Origin of the sequence: Geomesophilobacter sediminis (assembly GCF_016458275.1) — a bacterium.
GTDB classification, from domain to species: domain Bacteria; phylum Desulfobacterota; class Desulfuromonadia; order Geobacterales; family Geobacteraceae; genus Geomesophilobacter; species Geomesophilobacter sediminis.
This window is the reverse complement of sequence record NZ_JAEMHM010000006.1, coordinates 282,198-299,493: the sequence shown is the minus strand read 5'-3', so window position 1 is coordinate 299,493 and position 17,296 is coordinate 282,198. Positions and strand designations below refer to the sequence as shown.

Sequence of the window (17,296 nt, the reverse complement as noted above, 5' to 3'; positions counted from 1 at the left end):
GTGTTTTGGCGAACTGAATATACCACAAGTAGCTCTCCGAGCCTTCTTTTTTATCGATCAACTATGGGACAGCAGTGATTTCTGGCATAAAGACTTTTTTGTACCAAAATCAGGGAATTCCTCTCCAAAGTGGTGACCAAGGCCATTTTATCGATCATGTGCATTTGGGGCCCCCTTTCAAAATGTATCTGCCAGATACCAGATGGATTGTTGAAAAACGCCCTCTCTGTTCTGATGAGACTGAGTGACAAAACTATGTGAAATAATTGTGTTTTATGATAATATTTTAGTTCATTTTTGTTGACACCTCAAGGAACATGGATCAAAGTGCTTGTTAAGTCCTGTTGAGACCAGATTCATAAGAAAGGAGAATCTAGAGAGATGACTGGAAAAGTTTGGAAGCTTAGCGACACCGTTGCAGCCGCGTTCTTCGGGATATGGCTTTTCTCTCTGTTTTTCCGTTCCTTCTTCGGAGGCCTCGATATCGTCGTATTCATTGTCGCAGGGCTCTGGGGACTATCTGTCTGGGCTCGGGCGAAACATGGGGAATATGTACAGCCAGAACTAACTGAAGAGCAGAAAGTTATGATGGCTGACCTCGATCGGCAAAGGCAAGAGATGTTGGTAAATCCTGCATACGACCATTTATCGAGCAACGCTTTCCATCGATCCAATGACTAAGCCGGGGCCTTGGCCGCCCGGCTCTTTCTATACTCCCACACCCCCTTCGCCTCCAATATCGCATCACGGTCCAGTTCAAGCGTAATCGAATTTTCCTCAACAAAACGGCCTTCTGCGACAATCCAGACCTGGACGTTGGGATTCTTCAAAATATGCGTTAACAGCTCGTCGAAGATCGGCAGTATGATGTCTTCGGCTCGGATGTAGACGCCAACATCGTTGACGGCTACCTGAACCGCAGATGCAATGATCTTCTGCTGGCCATCATCTTGCTCTGGAACAAGGAAAATCAAGCCATCGGGCATCTTCAAGCATTTCAGCGCTAATGAAGCCATCTATTTTTTCCCTCCGATTGTGAACTTCGACGGTAATCCAGGTTTAGCGATTCCAGATTTTTTGAATATGGCTCCCCCCATGAACGTATCCGTCATCACCTTTGGATCGAAGTCTGTGATCTTATTATCGGGAAGCCTTCCCTCACCTGCTCCACGCGCAGTTGGAGGAACTAGAGGAATGAAAGGCGCCATCTGAGCGAGGGGGCCAACAATAGATGCTGTAATTCGCTCCATCTCTTTCCCTCCGGTTTCCACGTTCTCCTTCATAAGATTCATGTATCTTTTCAGCTGGGGGTTCGGTTTACCAATACCTACTGATGGAGAAGAACCGGCAATCCTTTCCCGAATGTTGTCGGGGATTGCCTTAGGTCGATCCATACTGGCTCGACCCGCTTCTATACGGCTGTTCGCGTCTGAGACCATTTGCGAAACCCGCTCGAGGGACTCGGGCGCAGCCCCGGGAGCCTCCACAGGTGGCTTATCACCACGTACTGTGACAGGGGCAGGGGCGAGCGCCTTTTCCTCTATGAAATCTCCGAAAACCTTGTTGATCGCTCCCTTGTCTGCCCTAGTCGCCAATAGGTTGAGGTCGGAAGCAGCTTCCGCATATCTCTGCTCAGAAGCCACATTTCCGTAATACTTATCTCCATACCAGCCGATGAGTGCGGCGTCATACTCCTGGCTTGCCTGAACGGCATGGGAAGTTTCCTCTGTCTCTTTACGCTCCAGCGTCTTTGCCTTGTTCCATGCTTGGCTGGCCTGGGTCGTAGAGCTTTCTGTCTCCGAAACCTGGAGCATTTCACTGATAGCCTTCTGGTCATTTGATGAAAGCTCCGTGGATCTGAGCTTCGAAGTTGTATCACGCCATGCCTCGCCTACCGAACGTTCAACTCCCTTCTTGTCGGCCACATCAACAGTATAAGTATGTGTTGTTCCCTCCTTTGTTTGCGCTGAAACCTTGTACCCCCCTTGTCCAGACGCTGAAATTTTGATAGGGGCAATGGTTCCAAAAGGTGTTCCTGCCTCTGCAGTTGCTACAAATTGGCCAAAGGCGTCCTTTGAAACCATATTGCCATGTTCGTCCCTGATAGCCGTAGACTTGTTCCCGATGATGGAAGCGGTATTGGCAAGGGTCTTGTTTAGCTCGTGCGCCATACCTTTCGAAACCCCATATTTCTGGGCGATCCCGCTGACGGAAGTGGTCCCCTCGTTATTGGAAAGAGTTGAGAGGAAACTGCGCCCTGTTGCCATGTCGTACCGTATGGCTTCAGATTCAGCGTTGCTCCTCGCCACGGAATAACCGGCCTTGATTCCTTCGTTGTACTTGATTCCCAGGTGCATGCCGTTTGCATCGGTAAGCCGGCCATTGGAAAGGGCCAGCTTCTGTGACCCGCTGGTCAAGGTCGCCATCTTTCCGTCCGGCGTCGCATGACGTATCCACTCCTGTCCGGCGTTCGTGCTGAATTGTCCCGTCGGCGCCTTCATCATCGCCGTACCGAGAGCCGCCGATGCCCGAGGATCACCCGACTTCACAAAGGCGTCGGTGGTTCCCATGCTCGTCTGCATCGAGTTATACCCCTGCGAAAACCCTTCCGTCCCGAGCGCCAGGCCGCTCCCAGTATTCATGTCCATGTGCGACTTCGCAGCGGAGCCCCGCGACCAGAAACTGTGTTCGTTCGCCCATGCCTGCGCCGGCATGGCGGACACGTTTCGCTGGATCGCCGAGGCCCTGCCGGCAGGGTCCTCGATCTCGTGGGCGGCCCTCGTTCCTGCCGATTGGATCTGTCCTGCCAGGCTCCCCGACATCATCGCCATGGCGTGACCTCCGAACTTCACCAGCATGCCGGTGATGACGGTGGCCAGCATCATGCCGCTCATTCGCAGAGTCCCGAACATGCCGAGGATCTTCACGGTCTGATCCGGAAAGAAGTAGAGGGCATCCATACCGAGCCGGTTCTGCCGCACCAGCTCGTAGGTCTTGTTGGCGTAGTCCACGGCAAACTGATGGACTATGGCGTCGGTGACACCCCAGGCGGTAAGCCAGACGAACAGGCCGGCAATGAGCCCAACGGCCTTGCCGATGAAGGGTGTGGGTATGAAGAGCGCCAGGAATGGGAGCAGTCCCACGGCGATCGCGGTGAGCACCGCCCTCAGTATCGGCAGCCACTCGTTGGCAGCCTTCATGGCCCCGGAAGCGCCCAGAAGGAACTGATAGTTTGTGGCACCGGTCGCGTCGCCACTCCGGAAGACCTCCTCGAGTCGCTGTGAGATGTAGGCCTGCTTCAGGAAGTCGTCGAGCGAGGCAGCTCCCAAGGTGGTCCCGTCGTTGACGTTCTCCAGGACCGTTTTGCACTGGTTGAGTGAGGCCGCGTCTGTCACGTCATAGCCGAGGCTCGCGCAGACAGCGCTGATGTTGTTCGAAAGACTGGCCGGGGTGAGAGCGGCTGTGATGTTCGTCCAGGCGTCGGTACAGGTGAGTGTCTGGCCGTTCGGGGTCGAGGAATCGTAGTAGACGGTCCAGACCGCAGGATTCTGCGCCTTCTGTAGAGAAGTCGTGAAACTTGTGGTCGTTTTACGCAGCTCGTCCACTGACAAGGAGCTTCCAGGACGCATCAGTTCATAGGTAACGCAATCCTTGACGTAGCGCCGCAACGAGGCGTCCAGGTTGCTGTCGGAAGCGGACAAGGGAAGGCTCGTCAGCTGCGCCAGGCCAAGGAATCCCTTTCCTCCCGCCTGTGTCTGGTAGGACATGGGGTCCCCGGAGGTGCTCACGATCTCCACGAGCCCCCGCTCGATCGTGTTCAGAATTCCTGCAACCACTACCACGCCTTCGGGGATGCTCCCCACGGCCTGGTTCTTGTTGTAGACAGGATCGTATATCTGGAGGGTCCCTTTCGGTACTACCAGTGCCAGGTAGACCATGATCCCGATGAGCGACGGCACCAGCCAAGCCATGGGAGAGCCGTTGCCGGTACCCAGAGCCTTCGATGCCAGAGAGAGACACCCGAAAAAAATTCCGGCCACTATCGAGATGGCGTAGAGCGACTTGTAGGTGCTGTCACCGAAGATCAGCGCCAGCTTGTTGAAGGCGTTCACCACCGCGTCGAACCCGCCATAGACATAGAAATCCATGGTCGTGGCGAAGGCCGCGCTTGGAATGGCGAGAATAAGAAGGGCAATGGCGATCCTAGACGTTGTTCGCATCGACATTCACGACCCCTGCGGCGATAAGCCTGCGGTTCCTGATCCAGGCAAACGCCATGGCGATGAGCGGGATGATGATGAACACTGCCGTCGAGACCAGGATGAAATATGCGGAAGTGAGGAAGATCCCCTTGAATCCCTGCACCCAGTAGTAGATGGCCGCAACCGTTTTGGAAGACGCCCTGGCATGGTAAAGTTTCTCCGTCACCCAGAGGATGTTCTTGTCCGTGAAGACCTTGAAGTAGATGAAATGGAAGGCGATGAAGGCCAGAACCGCCTTCAGCACCGCACCCACCGTCATCCCCCCGAGAAGGTTCAGTACCATGGCCCTCGTGTACCCGCCTATATAGCAGGTGGCCGTCTTCGCCATGAAGATCGCGTAGCCGAGGGAAAATCCGAGGGCGAGAAGGAAGGCGCTGAACTTGTCGAACATGGTCGGCGTGGGGTCTCCGAACATGGGGATGTACTGCTCGATGACCCCGATCGCGACCGGCGTCAGGAGCGCTGTCACGATCCCGGAGGCGAAGGAACTGCGGAACCCCACCTCCATGAATTCAAGCCGCTGTTTGGTGGTGAGGAAACGGGAATTAGTCATGCAGCCACCGAGCTCGTTGGCGAAGTTCTGATCGATGTAGGAAATCGCCTCCAGAAGCCCCCGGGGGTGGATCTCGTTGCTCTGCGGCACCGGCATCACGTCCGGCGAGCCGCCACTCTGTTTCGACATTGCTATCCTCCTATCCGGCCAGTGACCTGACCAGGTTCATGACGCCGCCGCCGTAGGCAACGATGGACGCGAGAATGAGACAGATGGCTGCCAGGGTCGGATTCCTCTGCCGCACCCCGACCCAGAAGGCCAGGAAGATGAAGGCGATGAACAGGAACCTCCCCCAGAAGCCGAAGAGGGCCGTGGCGAAGAGTTTCTGCCAAAACCCGGTGTATTCCGCCTGCCCCATGTAGTGCAGGGGATTCAGTTTTTCGATGGGCATACCGTCACCTCTCAGAAAATGGGATACGCTTTCGCCCTGATCCGGCTTTTCTCCACCAGACCAAAGTAGCGGGAGTCGTAGCTGTCCTTGTGCTGGCCGATTACGAACATGAAGCCGGCCGGGATCGGGCCGTTGAAAACGAAGCTCTCGAGCCTCTCCCCCTTGAGGGAGACGTCCTTGGCCCGGACCAAGTACTTGCCGTTGCAGTAGTAGCTTTTCGTCTCGTCCACGGTCAGTATGTCACCTTCGTCGCAGCCGAGGATCTTCATCAGGTCCGAGACCTCACCCCGGGCGAGCCTGGTCACCTGTTCCGGGTAGTGGAAGAGCACGTAGTCACCCCTTTTCACCCTGTCCGGTTCCCTGGCGAGCCAGTAGACCCGGTGCTTGAGGGAAGGGGTGAGGGTCACGCTGATCCTGCCGGGGAGCTGGCTGCCGACAACGATGAACAGGGCGATGAAGAGCCAGACCCTCCAGTCCCGGTAATCAAGGTTTGATCGTTTCGGCATTCCGCACCACCGCGTCACCCATGATGACGACCCTGTTCTTCGGTATCGCGGTGACCACCGCCTCGAGCCGGTCAAAGCTCTTCCTCAGATCGTCGTCGCTCATCTTGCCTGCCAGGTAGTTTTCCCGCTGCGCCTCGATGTATCCCTTGATGTCAACGGCCACGACCTTCTGGGCGTACCAGTGGTCGTAACAGAACAGGGTGGTGATCGACGTGACGATCGAGACGGCCAGGCAGAGCGCCACCAGCCCCAAAAGCCCCGCCGGTTTCACCACGGGCCGTTTCTTTTCGAGAGTTCGCTTTTTTGGATCATCTTTGTGCACCAAGTCGGTTCCCATTTCCGCGTCCAATTTCATCTCCTTTGAAGTCACCCATTCACTCTCCAAAATCGCCACCTTGATTGGTGCATAGTCACTGCCGAGCGGCCGGCAGGGCAGACACGAGACCCTTCAGGGAAGGGGAACCAGTTTCCCGGCCGATCAGCTCCAGGATGTATTCCAGACTCGCGTCGCCGTAGACCGTAAAGCTCTCCGTCAGTTTCGCGTTCCGGGCATCCCCCTCGCTCAATCCGGGGTCCTCGGCCTTCACCCCCTGCGCGTAGACGACCGCCGGCACCTTCTCGATGCCGTACCTCCGGAAGAGCAGGGGATCGACGATCAGACTCGCCGGCCGCATCCGGCAGTCGCTCCCGGAAGGATCGCAGTCCGGATCTTCCTTGAGGACGCTCCCCACGAAGTCGATGGTCGGCCTGATCTTCGCCATCCCTCCGACGAACCCCCTCATGACCAGCGTGATCCGGGGGTCGTGGAGACGGGCGACGGAGGCGGTATAATTGCGAATCGTCTGAAGCGGCATCGACGAGGAAACGAAGACGTAGATCCTCTCGGTCTCGATGAGCCTTCCCTTTCTCTCTTGCGCCAGGCTGTCGGGGTAGAACTTGCCAAGGCTTTCCCCGAAGAGTTCGGCCTTGACCCTCTCCGTCTCGCTCTTCAGCCGTCCCTGGAACTCCGGCGAGCGGTAGTAGGAGTCGAGTTTCCCGGCAGCCTTCTCCATCTCGCCCCTGGCGGAGTTTTGTGGGATCGTCTGTTCTCCCGCCACTCGGTTGGCCCGGGCGAGGCTCGACGAGATGTCAGGCACCCCCATTTCCTCAACCCGTGCTTCTTTCCAGAATTTCCCGTCCACGAAAACCTTCACCGTTTCCCGATCCGTGCCGACAAAGACCCGACCGGGCTTCCCCTCGCAGACGCCGGCCTTTTTCAGGCGGACGACCTCTCCATCCACTTTTTCCGGAACGTAGCAGGCGTCAGGCGTTGCGATATACCCCGCTTTTTCAGCGGCAGCTGCCGACATGGGAACCGCGAGGATAGCGGCAATCATCAGTTGAGGCCATATCCGACGCAACAGACCCTCCTTCTCGTCATCGACCAGAGAAAATTGTCGGGGGAATTGGCGCCTGCCCCCCAGGGCGGATTCTTTCCCGACCCCCAGATCATGGCCGGCCTGCCGATGGGATTGCATGCAGTGCCGCGGACCGGGCGGGCGATCTGCAGGCGGTAGTTGCTCTTCACGAGGATCGGGGTGATGACCCCGCCCGAGGAGCACTGGTTGATGCCGGTGTCAAACAGGAGCGATTCCCTCCCCAGCTTGAAGAGCATCCTCGCGGCGAGACCCGCGTTGACGCTCAGAGGGTCGCTGGAGTCCACGCTTCCGGTCAAGGGATAGAAGGAGCCCCACGACCCCATGCACCAGAACAGTGGGTCGATGGGGTTGCTGACTGTGGCCGCCACGCTGTCTGCGACACAGGCGACCTGGGAAACGGGGTTGGCGAACAGGAGCGCCTCCGGGTTGATGATGAACGAGAGGCTGTCGTCGTTCCACATCGGGTCCACCTCGGTCATGTAGGCGAGGTCGAATCCCCCCTGCTCGGCGCAGGGAAAGTCCATGAAGAGTTTCAGGATCGACCAGGCCGGGAAAGTGTAGTAGTGGGCCTGCTGGAACGAGTAAGCATTGTCGCTATAGGCCGGCCCGTTGGAGGTGCCGGAGGAAAACCCCGGTTTCGGGTTGGTCATGCCGGTTCCCAGGATCGGGAAACAATAAGGATCCTTCACCGTCTCGATCATCCGCGCATGCTCCCAGAAGGCGACCGAGAGGCCGGCGATGATCCCCTGCTTGCTGTCGGGGCAGACACAGGTGGGAGTGGTGATGTTACCCGGGGCCGACTCCTGCCCCATGCCGAACGAGACGCTGCCGATCTGGGCCGGGAACATGCACTGCCAGCAGATGTCCGTGACCGGGTTGATCGCTGTCCCCTTGCAGACCGAACCGGCGTGCGCGGCGGCGGCAACAAGCCAGAGCGCCACAGCCAGAAAGGGAATGGTTCTTTTCCTGTGAAGATTCATCCTCATTGCTTTTCCTCGGACGTAGTAGGAGGTTCTTGCCTTATATATATATGCTCAAAACGGGACCGGAACCGGGACAGATGCTCTCTGGTCGACTTTCCGCTCAGACCGGCAAAGGCAACCGGGTTGATCAATTCCATCAGCTCTCCCAGGTGCGGACCATAATTCGTGCCCCCTATCCGGAAAACGCCGCTCAGGGTGTAGATGCGGTAGATTTCATCCGGTGCATCCCTGTGGGCCACATAGATCGAGGTCTTCGAATAACCGTCCCGCCCTTCATTGAACTTGCATGGTCCGAACAACTCGTTGATGCGCTTTTTGGTGACCCTATCGAAGAGTAGCCTGTTGTTTGGACCTGTTGTGACCTTATCGAGCACTACCAGCTTGCTCCCCTCGTGGAACTGACGCTGAGTAACGATGAAGTTGTTTTCCATGCCTTCCCCCCTTGCGATTTTTCGTGATCCCGCTATTCCCCATGATGTTTCCGTGCGGTCTGTGGGACTGCAACCTCTCTCACCACCATCTGTCTCTCTTCCTGTCTCACTACCGAGGGCACTGCCGAAAGCCGCAATCTTTCGATGATCGTGCTGTCCGCGTAGAACAGGGGGACATCGAGCCTCTCCCCCAGGGTCCGGTAAGGGCCCTCGGTGAGAAGGAGCATCACGTCGATGCGTCCCTTGTATTCCGACGATGCGAACCATTTCACCTGCGCCGGATCGTTCCCGTTTATCACTACCAGGGTCTTGGTGAAGGTGATGTAATCGAGGGGGTTGAAGGTGTACCCTTGCGGGTAGAGCACGCCACCCTTGCCGTCCGGAATATCCGTCGCCAGGGTCCAGGTCATGTCCACCGGAAATCTTCTGTCCCTTGCGGCGCGAGGAAGATGCACCCGGTCGGGCGGACCGTCGTAATCATCGATCGCCTTCCTTCTCACGACCTTGCTCCAGTCGATGCCTTTCGCACGTTGCTCGATCTCGGTCAGGGCGTCCCGCTCGGCGATCTGGTATGTTGCCCCGACCGTCCCCAGATTTCTGGCATCGGCGGAGGTCGCCACGAGGAGCACCGTAGCCATGACGATAACGCCCTTCATCAGTTGGCCCCCGTCGTTGCCTGGAATTTCTGCTCCACCCGGTTCTGGATCGATGTCTGTGCCCCCTGGATCTTCATCGCCAGGTCCTTCTGGATGTCTCCGAAGTACTCCGACAGGTCGATGCGGGAGAAATCCAGCGACTGGAACTCGTCCGGCGTGAAGCCCCGGCAGTTGGGGGAGCTGGGGGTACCCCAGGCACCGTCAGTGCCGAACGACAGCAGTTGCGGCCGTCCCTGCTCGTGGATGATCCGCGCCATCTTGGTGTTGAAGCAACAGTACCCCTTCGCCTTCTGGACGCAGCCGACCAAGGGCCACTTCTTCTCGCAGTAATCGCCGATATAGTGGCAATCCTTGGCCGCGGCCTGCATCCCGGTCTGGATGTCTCCCTGGTCGCAGCCGCTTCCCATGAGGACCTTCATGACGACCATGACGACGATTGCCACGGCGATCGTGGCCGGGTTCAGCAACGCTCCCACGTATGCCTGCAAACCGGAACCTATGGCTGCGGCTCCCGTGGTCCCGCTTGCCGCGGCTGTCGACACGCCGGTGGCAACGGCGCCGCTGACCGTCGTGGTGCCTGTCGCAGTAACGATGCCCACCGATGTCGTGCCGACCAGGGGAGTCAGGGTGGCCGCTCCGCTCGTCACCAGATTCGAGTAGTAGGCCACCTGGCCGATTTCGTATGCGGTTTGGATTCCGTTGGCGACCATGGAGATGTTACTCCCCATGTCGTCCGTGCCGACGCTGTCGCTTTCGCAGCAGTTGTTGATCATTCCCACCGTGAGTCCCGGCGGCCGGCAGCGGGACGACTTGCCGTTGAAGACAAAGAGCTGGTCGAGGCAGTTGCCGTTCTCGTCCCGCTGGCCGTCGTCCTGCATCATCGACTCGTCCATGACCGTCGTCTCTTCGGTACCGCTTGTCCCTGCGGTGAAGCACTGGTTGGGCGAGCACTGCATGGTCCCGTTGTTGTCCATGCAGGTGTACTGTGTCCCGAGCGGACAGGTGTTCATCCCCAGGAAGCAGCTGTGGACCGTCGTGTTGTAGATCCCGTCGCCGGTGCAGATCGGCACCGCCTCGCACTTCTCGACGGGAAGCCCGTTGTAGGCGGTCCCGGCCGGACAGTCGTGCTGCGCTTCGGAGACGCACCTGTCGAGAGAGCTGGAAAAGGCCACTGAAGACGACTGCGAAAAACCGTCAGGCTTGGGGCACGAGACCGCTTGCAGGCACTTGAAGTCCGGCTGGCTCCAGGCATAGGAGCCGCAGTTTCTTGTCAAGGCGCCGAGACAGAGGTTGAAGGTGGCGTCGTAGACCCCGGCGGAACAGACCGGCGCCGAATAGCAGACATTGGCGCCGCTGTCGAAGGCATAGGTACCGCAGTCCTTCGTCACGGTCGCTTCGCAGACATCCGTCCCGGTGTTGAGAACACCTCCCGGACAGGAAGGTGACTTGACGCAAGTGTTCGCTGCGGTGTCGAGGCGAAAGCCGTCGTCGCAGAGCAAGGAGGCCGGGGCATAACAGGTATGGGTCGTACTGTCGAAGGAACCGGAGGGACAGGTCGGGTTCTGGTAGCATACGCTTCCCGACAGGGTGTAGCCGGCAACGCAGGCGTTGACCGGGGCGGAGCAGGTATAAAGGCCGGATTGGGTGCAGTCGGTGATGCCGGTCTGGACGCCCCACTGGCTCACGATCGTCGTGCATGTGGAGGCGCTGGGCGGGCTCGTCAGGGTGTAACCCGCGGGACACGAAACGAACTCCGACAGGTCGGCGCTTGCCGCGGCGCCTGTCGTGTAAGACTTGGAAGCGGGATATCGCACCTCTCCAGAACAGGAGTAGTAGGTGTAGTAACTCCCGCTTTCCCAGTCATAAGCCTGAGTCGGACACCCCATGCAGTAGGGAGACCCTGAATCGTAATCATAGAACAGGGTGTAGCCGGGATCGCAGTAGGGGGAGTAATAGTCATAGTTCCAGTCGAAGATGGTGGCGACCACGGTGAGGGTGTTGCCGTTCCTGGTCTGGGTCAGGTCCGTGCCCGCTCGGCACCAGCCGTTCCAGTGTGGCCGGTCGCAACCGCAGTTCCCCGCGCCTCCCCAGGCGCACTCCTTTTTGAGCACGACCTGGCCGTTCTGCAGGATGAAGTCGAAGCTAAGACTGTCGAGGGCCAGCGGAGAGGTTGAGTACTGGGTTATTCCGGTGCTCGTGTTTCCTCTGGCCTTGTACTTGATGATCTCTGTCTTGCCGGTGATCGGTTGGGTGTATCCGGTGATGGTGGTAGCGGATGTTTCGCACCGGTTGGTGATGCTGTTAAACGATGTGCCGCTCGGGCAGACCGGCTGCATTTCGCAGCGACCGGTCGTCGCGCTGTAGTTGTACCCGGACGGGCAGGAGATTGCGTACTGCTTCGTGCACAGGTCGTAGGCGGGATTGTAGGAGCCAGATGAGCAGACGGGAGAGCGCTGGCACTGTCCGGTGGCGGAGTTGTAGGAATAGCCATTGGCGGAGTCGCAGACCGGCATCCAGGCACGTTCGCACCGGTCACTGCTGGCGATGAACGAACCGCCGTCGTTGCATGTGGCGGACTTCACGCAGCGGTCGTAGGTTGGACTCGAGCTGTTGCCGTCGTAGGAGTATCCGGTCGGGCAGTCGTTCTGGACCAGCTTCTCGCAACGGTCGGTTACCGGATTGAATAGTCCGTTTTCCGGGCAATCGATCGACCGAACGCACTTGTCCAACGACGGATCGTAGCTGTAGCCGCTCCCACAGGTGACGACGGCATCGGCTTGGCACATGTCCCGCGAGGTGTTCAAAGCGGAACCGCTGGGACAGATCGGGGCGGAATAGGTCTCCACGCAGTTGACGGACCCTACGGGACAGAAGAGCCCTTGGGTCGTCTGGATGCAGTTCGCTATCTCCCCCAGGTCGGCGGCGTAGCCGTTGTTGTTGAGATCCTGGCCGCAGACCGGCTTCGAGAGATCGGGACCACTCGTTCTGGTCGTCGGAGGTGTAGTGGTCGTGCCGTCTCCCGTCTGGGGAGGCGAAAACGAGGCGGCGCAATCGAGCACCCCGTCGAACTGGACGATCTGCCCGCTCCTCGTCCCGTCAAGCCCGCTCGTCCATTTGCCGTCTCCGCCCATGACGACTGCCTGCGGGTCCTGTCCGCTGTACACTGGAGAAGCCCAGTTAGTGTAGGAAAGCGCGGAGCCGTCAACGGTGGTGAAACCGCTCGCGCCGTATTCCTTCCAGGCGTCAAGGTAGGTGCTTTTGGGCGTGGAGGCGCTTCCCAGGTACTTGCCGTACTGAGTGAGGATGAACTTCTCAGTGTCGGCGCTGTCGATCTTCACCGGCTTTGCAGCTCCGAACTTGCCGAGCGAGAGGAGGTTTTTCAGGGAACCGGTGCTGTCGCCGGTCATGGTGTAGGCGCGAGTGATGTTGGCCGAGAAATCGAAGAAAGTCTCCGCTTCGGAGGTGCCGCCGGTCGCCGCCGATTTTGCGATGGCGTAGGTCTTGCCGTTGTACGAGACGAAGGAGACGAGGGTGTCGCTGTAGCGGATCGTCGTGTTCGGGTTGATCTGATCCTGGCAGCTCACCGCGGCGAGGGCCGTCCGGGGGATGCCACTGAGGGAGATGATCAGGGTTGCATGGATCATGGCGTATAGGATTCGGAACATCATGCTGTCTCACCTCGACCTACAGCGGTTTCTTTGCGCCGGTGGTGCAGATGGTGTCTTTCCCCGCCGTCCGGAGCGTCTGGATGATTGTCGCCGCCTCGTTGAAATCGTTGATGCACTGGCAGTCCTTGACGATCTCTTCCCCCGGACCTGCGGGACAGACGTTGTTGCGGTCGCACACCCGGTAGAAGAAGTCGTATGAGGTCGCGGGATTCCTCATCTCTGTGACATCGCCCGATACCGTCACCTGGGTGTCGTTCTTGGGTTTTCTGGTCTTGCATGCCTGCTCGCAGGTGGGGGACTGGTCGCGTCCGGGAAGGGCGAAACTGCCGGTCGCGTCGCTCCAGCCTCCGGCCGTGAGGCGTTTGTCCTGGAAGTCGAGGCTGGAGGTGTTGTCGGTAACGGTCGTGGTGACCTTGCCGAACCTGGTTCCGATGGCCGAAAAATCGTATGCCTGGTTGCCGCAGACGTAGCTCCGCTTCTTTTGCCACCAGTTGCGGCAGATGGTGTTGGTCCCCACCTGGCCGATGAACTGCCGGCAACTGGGAAGTGGAGTGAGCCCGGTGGCGTTGAAGTTCAGCATGGTCTGAACGCCGTCGACTGTTTCGTTCTGCAACCGGCAATCCGGGTCGTTCTCGAGCGTTGCGCACTGGTTGTCCACCCCTTCGCCGTACTGGTCCTCCTTTATCTGAATGTAGTAGCTCCAGTTGTACGTCGGAAACTGGGCGCCAGAAGATGGACAGACAACGCTGGTCTGGAGGGAGGTGTCGAAGCCGTTCACTATCCCGTCTACCGAGCCGGAGCCGGAAGAACAGCCAGGGCCGGATATGTTGGATAGAGTGAGGTTCGCCTGCATCATCTTTTCCAGCCGGTTCGGGTCGGGCGGAGTAAGAATGACGTCTTTTATGGTATGCCAGCCGTTCCCGCCAGGATTGTCGCCGCAGTTGGAATGGGCCGTCCCGAGACCGCCGGGGCCGGTATCGACGTACTGCATCTGGTATTCGGAATCGCTCACCTTGTGGACCTTTATATAGACCAAGTGGTCGGTGCAGAGCTGGCCGGTCCCCGAGTCGTTGATCGTCCGGACCGTTGTCTGCACCGCACCGTTGCGCTTCACAGTACAGGCGCTCATCTTGCCACTCGCCTGGGTGGAGGCACCGGAATTGGAGATCAGGTAGTAAAGGCTATTCGGGTCCGTGGACTGGGCGATGGCGGCGTTGTCCCTGCCCGCGGTCAATCCGGCCCAGTTGGTGTAGTAGCCGCTCAGGGTGCTTACGGTCGGCGATGAAGCTAGCGAATTGATGGAGCCGGAGGCGGTCGTCGAGTTGCCAGTTACGCGGCCGAAGTAGTCGATTGTCGTGAGGTCGTAGTTGACGCTGGTGATGGTGAAGGCGGAATTGCCGTTATGGATGGCATTGACGATTCCTCCTCCCAGGTCCTGGAGGATCACCGCGCTGTTCGCCCAGACGAGGTTGCTGCCGCAGCTCTGATTGATGCAGTAACAGCCCCCCAAGTCGGTGATCGATGTGGCGGAATCGGCGATTTTTCCGTCGGGACCGGCCGTCCACTTGAAATACTGGCAATGGTTCCAGGTCCCCGGATCGCAGGCGATATAACCGTTGCCGCAGACCCCTGAAACCGCTCTCGGAAGGGTATAGACGTAATCGAACGTTCCGTTGGTGTCGAGGTCCTGGCTGACGATGACCTTCTGCAGGTCGCCGGTCCCTGCCGGCTGGATGAAGACCTCCAGGAATTTCGCCGAAGAGGGCGAGGTGATGTTCGCCTGGAAACTCTGTGAACCGTCCACGGTCTGCAAGAGCTTCGTCGGGCTCGTCAACGGCTGGGAGATGTTCTGGTTCGACCCGTCCTGGCTCCCGAAACGGGAGAGCGCAGTCTGCGCGGAGCCCGTCCCGGCACTCTTGGCGTCGTCGTATGTTCCTCCCAGGGCATTGCCGGCCATGACTGTTGCCATAACGCTAATCGCCGCGATATTTCCTAACCATCTCCCTAATCGCATCCTCGTACCCCATGCCTCCATCTACCAGCTGCTCGATTTCCGTGATCTCGTCCGCATCCGACGTGAAGACGTAGTAGGAGAAGGGATCGACCGCCAGTCTCCCCACTCCCACGCCGTATGGCGTATCCATGAAGATCTCCGAGTACCTCGGCTTGGCGCTCTTGGTGGACTTGAGGATATCCATGGTGAAGTCGTCGTAGTCGAGCATCTTCTCGTTCCGCGCTTCCTCGAATGCTTTGGATTCGAGATAGAACTTGAAGGCGGAGTTCTCCCTGATGACGTTTCCGACGCCGCCGAAACGCTTCATGTCCAGTACCGACTGGGTGATTATGGTGAAGCTGCCGCCGTACTTGCGTGCGCGGCGGTACCCTTCTTCGATGACTTCCTTCAGGGTCGAGCTCTCCCCCAGGAACTGCCATGCCTCGTCGAACACTATCAGCCGCCGGTCGGAACGGTCGGACAGATAGAGGTCCTGGGTCACGGCGTTGATCACCTGGAGGGTGACGACCCTGAAGAGCGACTTTTTCTGCACGAGATGTTCGAGTTCGAGAACAACGAACTCGTCGTTGGCGATGTCGAAGGTGCTTTTGCCGTTGAAGAAGCGGCCGAACGGACCGTCACTCCGAAAATCCCCAAGATTGAAGGCGAGGCGGGCAGCCGCATCCTTCACCTCGCCGCCGACGTTGGAATAGCGGTCGAAGTTGGACAGATACTCGTGGACGGTGTCGATCCCGGCGTCATTCCCTTCCTGCTGCCATGCCCAGCGGACCGCTTCCTTGATGAGGGTCATCTCGGTTTCGCTCGGGCTGGAGTTGCCGGAGGAGAAGATCATCTGCGCCACGATCGGGGCGATGATTGGGATGTCGTGCTCCACGTCCACGATGTTCGTGAACGGGTTGAGGCAGACGTCCGAATCCTCCGAGAAATCCAGATAGCGGGCGCCGCACAGCATGGTCATCTTTTTGTAGGAGCCGCCGATGTCGATCACCCTCACCTTCGCTTTCAAGGCGTAGTAGTTGAAGAGGAGATAGTTCAGAAAGAAGCTCTTGCCGGCTCCGCTCTCCGCGCAGACCATCGCGTTGTGGTTGTTGACCCCCTTCTTGTGAAAGATGTCGAGGCCGAACAGTTGTCCCTTTCTGCCGGCAAAGAGCATCGCCGGCCGGCCCAGGCCGGAGAAGTCCCCCTGCACCGGCAGGGTGGCGGCAATGCTGCCCACCGGCATGATCTGGTCCCGGTCAAGTGTTTCGACGTTGCTCTTGATGTCGTAGAGGCCGAACGGCAGGGCGGAGATGAAGAGGATAGGGAGAATGCCCTTATCCTCCTGCATCACGTATCCCTGACCCTCCCACACACGCTTGGCCCTGGTGACAGACTCGTTCACCAGCCATTCATCGCTGCCGTAGACCCAGAGCACTGGAATGATCTTGAAGAACTTCGTTCCCCGCTCCAGTTCGTCGGCCGCCCACATGTATTCTTCCTGCTTGCGGGCGAGGGACGGGGCGAAGGAACCGACCCCCTTCTGCTGGAGAACGAGGTTGCACTTGGTGTGGAGCTTCTGCTTCTGGTTCTTGAGGATGATATTCAGGGTGAAAAAGAACGGCGTCCTGATCTGGTCCGAGTCGGTTGGCTGTCCCATGATCCCGCCGAAAAGCTTGTTGGTCTGGATCGGGTTTCCCTCTCGCGGGTAGGAGCGCGGCGTCACGCAGCGGAAGCACTTCGAGCCGAACTTCAACCGCGAGAAGCCGGTTTCGATCGGGGTGGCGAGGAGTACCTGCTTGCGGATCTCCTTGCGGTCGTCGTAGTGGCCGTTGTTTTCCGACGGGGTGTCGTTCATCATCCGGCGCAACCAATCGAGCAGTACCCCAGGCTCAACGCTCCTGGGCGAAAGCCCGGCACCCTGGAGGATCTCATGGACCGTCCCGTTGATCTCGTCGATGTTGACGTTCGGCAGTTCCCTGTCGGGGAATTTCACGGTGAAAAAGAGCCGGAAGTTGCGGATAGGTATCCCGGACAGATTCGGGAGGCCCTCGACCCCTGACAAATAGAAATCGGAAACGTTTTCTGCGACATCCTGAATCAGCTCGCTTTTCCGGGACTTCATCGAGTTGAAGTCCCGGATGATCGGCGTGACGTCCGGGTCGGCGAAAAGGATGAACTGCATGATCGCCCCGTCGGGAAGATTGAGACGGAAAAGCCCCTCAAGCGTTCTCATGGTCGACTCTCCCGCAAAGACCAGCGGCGAGCACTCCCACATCATCCCCACGGTGTTGTCGATATTGATATAGAGCCGGGATTCAGGGCCGTAGGCTTCCCACGGCAGGTACTCGGCGAACCGGTCGCGCTCTGTCATGGCCCGCAGTCCCGCAACGGTGGCTCCGCCGTCTTTGCCGAAGATGAGATCGAACAGTCCCACG

14 protein-coding genes are annotated in these 17,296 nt (G+C 58.6%); 1 reads left to right on the top strand and 13 read right to left on the bottom strand.

The annotated features are described in order from the left end of the window. The first annotated feature begins 381 nt into the window (after positions 1 to 381). Positions 382 to 681, top strand: a complete 300-nt coding sequence (locus JFN93_RS09355; RefSeq protein WP_199383791.1) for a hypothetical protein — start codon at positions 382 to 384, stop codon at positions 679 to 681. On the opposite strand, the gene JFN93_RS09350 is transcribed toward JFN93_RS09355, so the two are convergent. From JFN93_RS09350 to JFN93_RS09290, 13 genes are all read right to left on the bottom strand, one after another. After that, entirely contained in the window at positions 678 to 1,016 is a 339-nt protein-coding gene (locus JFN93_RS09350) for a hypothetical protein (protein ID WP_199383790.1), read from the bottom strand. The two genes, JFN93_RS09355 and JFN93_RS09350, sit on opposite strands and share 4 nt — an antisense overlap. Continuing rightward, on the bottom strand, positions 1,017 to 4,226 hold the full coding sequence (locus tag JFN93_RS09345) for a conjugal transfer protein TraG N-terminal domain-containing protein (RefSeq protein WP_199383789.1): 3,210 nt from the start codon (positions 4,224 to 4,226) through the stop codon (positions 1,017 to 1,019). It abuts the gene before it with no gap. Then, on the bottom strand, positions 4,204 to 4,944 hold the full coding sequence (locus JFN93_RS09340; RefSeq protein ID WP_199383788.1) for a hypothetical protein: 741 nt from the start codon (positions 4,942 to 4,944) through the stop codon (positions 4,204 to 4,206). Before JFN93_RS09340 ends, JFN93_RS09345 begins: the two co-directional genes overlap by 23 nt. Positions 4,945 to 4,954: 10 nt before the next feature. Then, complete coding sequence (locus JFN93_RS09335; protein ID WP_199383787.1) at positions 4,955 to 5,206, bottom strand: hypothetical protein; 252 nt, start codon at positions 5,204 to 5,206, stop codon at positions 4,955 to 4,957. 11 nt (positions 5,207 to 5,217) lie between these two features. Beyond that, a complete protein-coding gene (locus tag JFN93_RS09330; RefSeq protein ID WP_199383786.1) occupies positions 5,218 to 5,712 on the bottom strand; it encodes a S26 family signal peptidase in 495 nt (164 codons plus the stop codon). Then, complete coding sequence (locus JFN93_RS09325; protein WP_199383785.1) at positions 5,690 to 6,061, bottom strand: hypothetical protein; 372 nt, start codon at positions 6,059 to 6,061, stop codon at positions 5,690 to 5,692. The genes JFN93_RS09330 and JFN93_RS09325 overlap by 23 nt, the downstream gene beginning before the upstream one ends. 61 nt (positions 6,062 to 6,122) lie before the next feature. Continuing rightward, a complete protein-coding gene (locus JFN93_RS09320; protein ID WP_236021608.1) occupies positions 6,123 to 7,112 on the bottom strand; it encodes a type-F conjugative transfer system pilin assembly protein TrbC in 990 nt (329 codons plus the stop codon). Further along, a complete protein-coding gene (locus tag JFN93_RS09315) occupies positions 7,088 to 8,116 on the bottom strand; it encodes a TraU family protein (protein WP_236021606.1) in 1,029 nt (342 codons plus the stop codon). Before JFN93_RS09315 ends, JFN93_RS09320 begins: the two co-directional genes overlap by 25 nt. Continuing rightward, positions 8,113 to 8,544, bottom strand: coding sequence for a hypothetical protein (locus JFN93_RS09310; RefSeq protein ID WP_199383784.1), 432 nt, complete (start codon positions 8,542 to 8,544; stop codon positions 8,113 to 8,115). Before JFN93_RS09310 ends, JFN93_RS09315 begins: the two co-directional genes overlap by 4 nt. A gap of 32 nt (positions 8,545 to 8,576) precedes the next feature. Then, on the bottom strand, positions 8,577 to 9,200 hold the full coding sequence (locus tag JFN93_RS09305) for a hypothetical protein (protein WP_236021605.1): 624 nt from the start codon (positions 9,198 to 9,200) through the stop codon (positions 8,577 to 8,579). After that, positions 9,200 to 12,868, bottom strand: a complete 3,669-nt coding sequence (gene traN, locus JFN93_RS09300; protein WP_199383783.1) for a conjugal transfer protein TraN — start codon at positions 12,866 to 12,868, stop codon at positions 9,200 to 9,202. Before traN ends, JFN93_RS09305 begins: the two co-directional genes overlap by 1 nt. Positions 12,869 to 12,884: 16 nt before the next feature. Further along, positions 12,885 to 14,837 (bottom strand): hypothetical protein, encoded by a 1,953-nt coding sequence (locus JFN93_RS09295; protein ID WP_236021604.1) that lies wholly within the window; start codon positions 14,835 to 14,837, stop codon positions 12,885 to 12,887. A gap of 4 nt (positions 14,838 to 14,841) precedes the next feature. Further along, positions 14,842 to 17,295 (bottom strand): TraC family protein, encoded by a 2,454-nt coding sequence (locus tag JFN93_RS09290; protein ID WP_328753773.1) that lies wholly within the window; start codon positions 17,293 to 17,295, stop codon positions 14,842 to 14,844. Between the last annotated feature and the right edge of the window lies 1 nt (position 17,296).

Coding starts and splice junctions, on each gene's coding strand:
- JFN93_RS09355 (WP_199383791.1), top strand. CDS start 382: ATGACTGGAAAAGTTTGGAAGCTTAGCGACACCGTTGCAGCCGCGTTC.
- JFN93_RS09350 (WP_199383790.1), bottom strand. CDS start 1,016: ATGGCTTCATTAGCGCTGAAATGCTTGAAGATGCCCGATGGCTTGATT.
- JFN93_RS09345 (WP_199383789.1), bottom strand. CDS start 4,226: ATGTCGATGCGAACAACGTCTAGGATCGCCATTGCCCTTCTTATTCTC.
- JFN93_RS09340 (WP_199383788.1), bottom strand. CDS start 4,944: ATGTCGAAACAGAGTGGCGGCTCGCCGGACGTGATGCCGGTGCCGCAG.
- JFN93_RS09335 (WP_199383787.1), bottom strand. CDS start 5,206: ATGCCCATCGAAAAACTGAATCCCCTGCACTACATGGGGCAGGCGGAA.
- JFN93_RS09330 (WP_199383786.1), bottom strand. CDS start 5,712: ATGCCGAAACGATCAAACCTTGATTACCGGGACTGGAGGGTCTGGCTC.
- JFN93_RS09315 (WP_236021606.1), bottom strand. CDS start 8,116: ATGAGGATGAATCTTCACAGGAAAAGAACCATTCCCTTTCTGGCTGTG.
- JFN93_RS09310 (WP_199383784.1), bottom strand. CDS start 8,544: ATGGAAAACAACTTCATCGTTACTCAGCGTCAGTTCCACGAGGGGAGC.
- JFN93_RS09305 (WP_236021605.1), bottom strand. CDS start 9,200: ATGAAGGGCGTTATCGTCATGGCTACGGTGCTCCTCGTGGCGACCTCC.
- traN (WP_199383783.1), bottom strand. CDS start 12,868: ATGATGTTCCGAATCCTATACGCCATGATCCATGCAACCCTGATCATC.
- JFN93_RS09295 (WP_236021604.1), bottom strand. CDS start 14,837: ATGGCAACAGTCATGGCCGGCAATGCCCTGGGAGGAACATACGACGAC.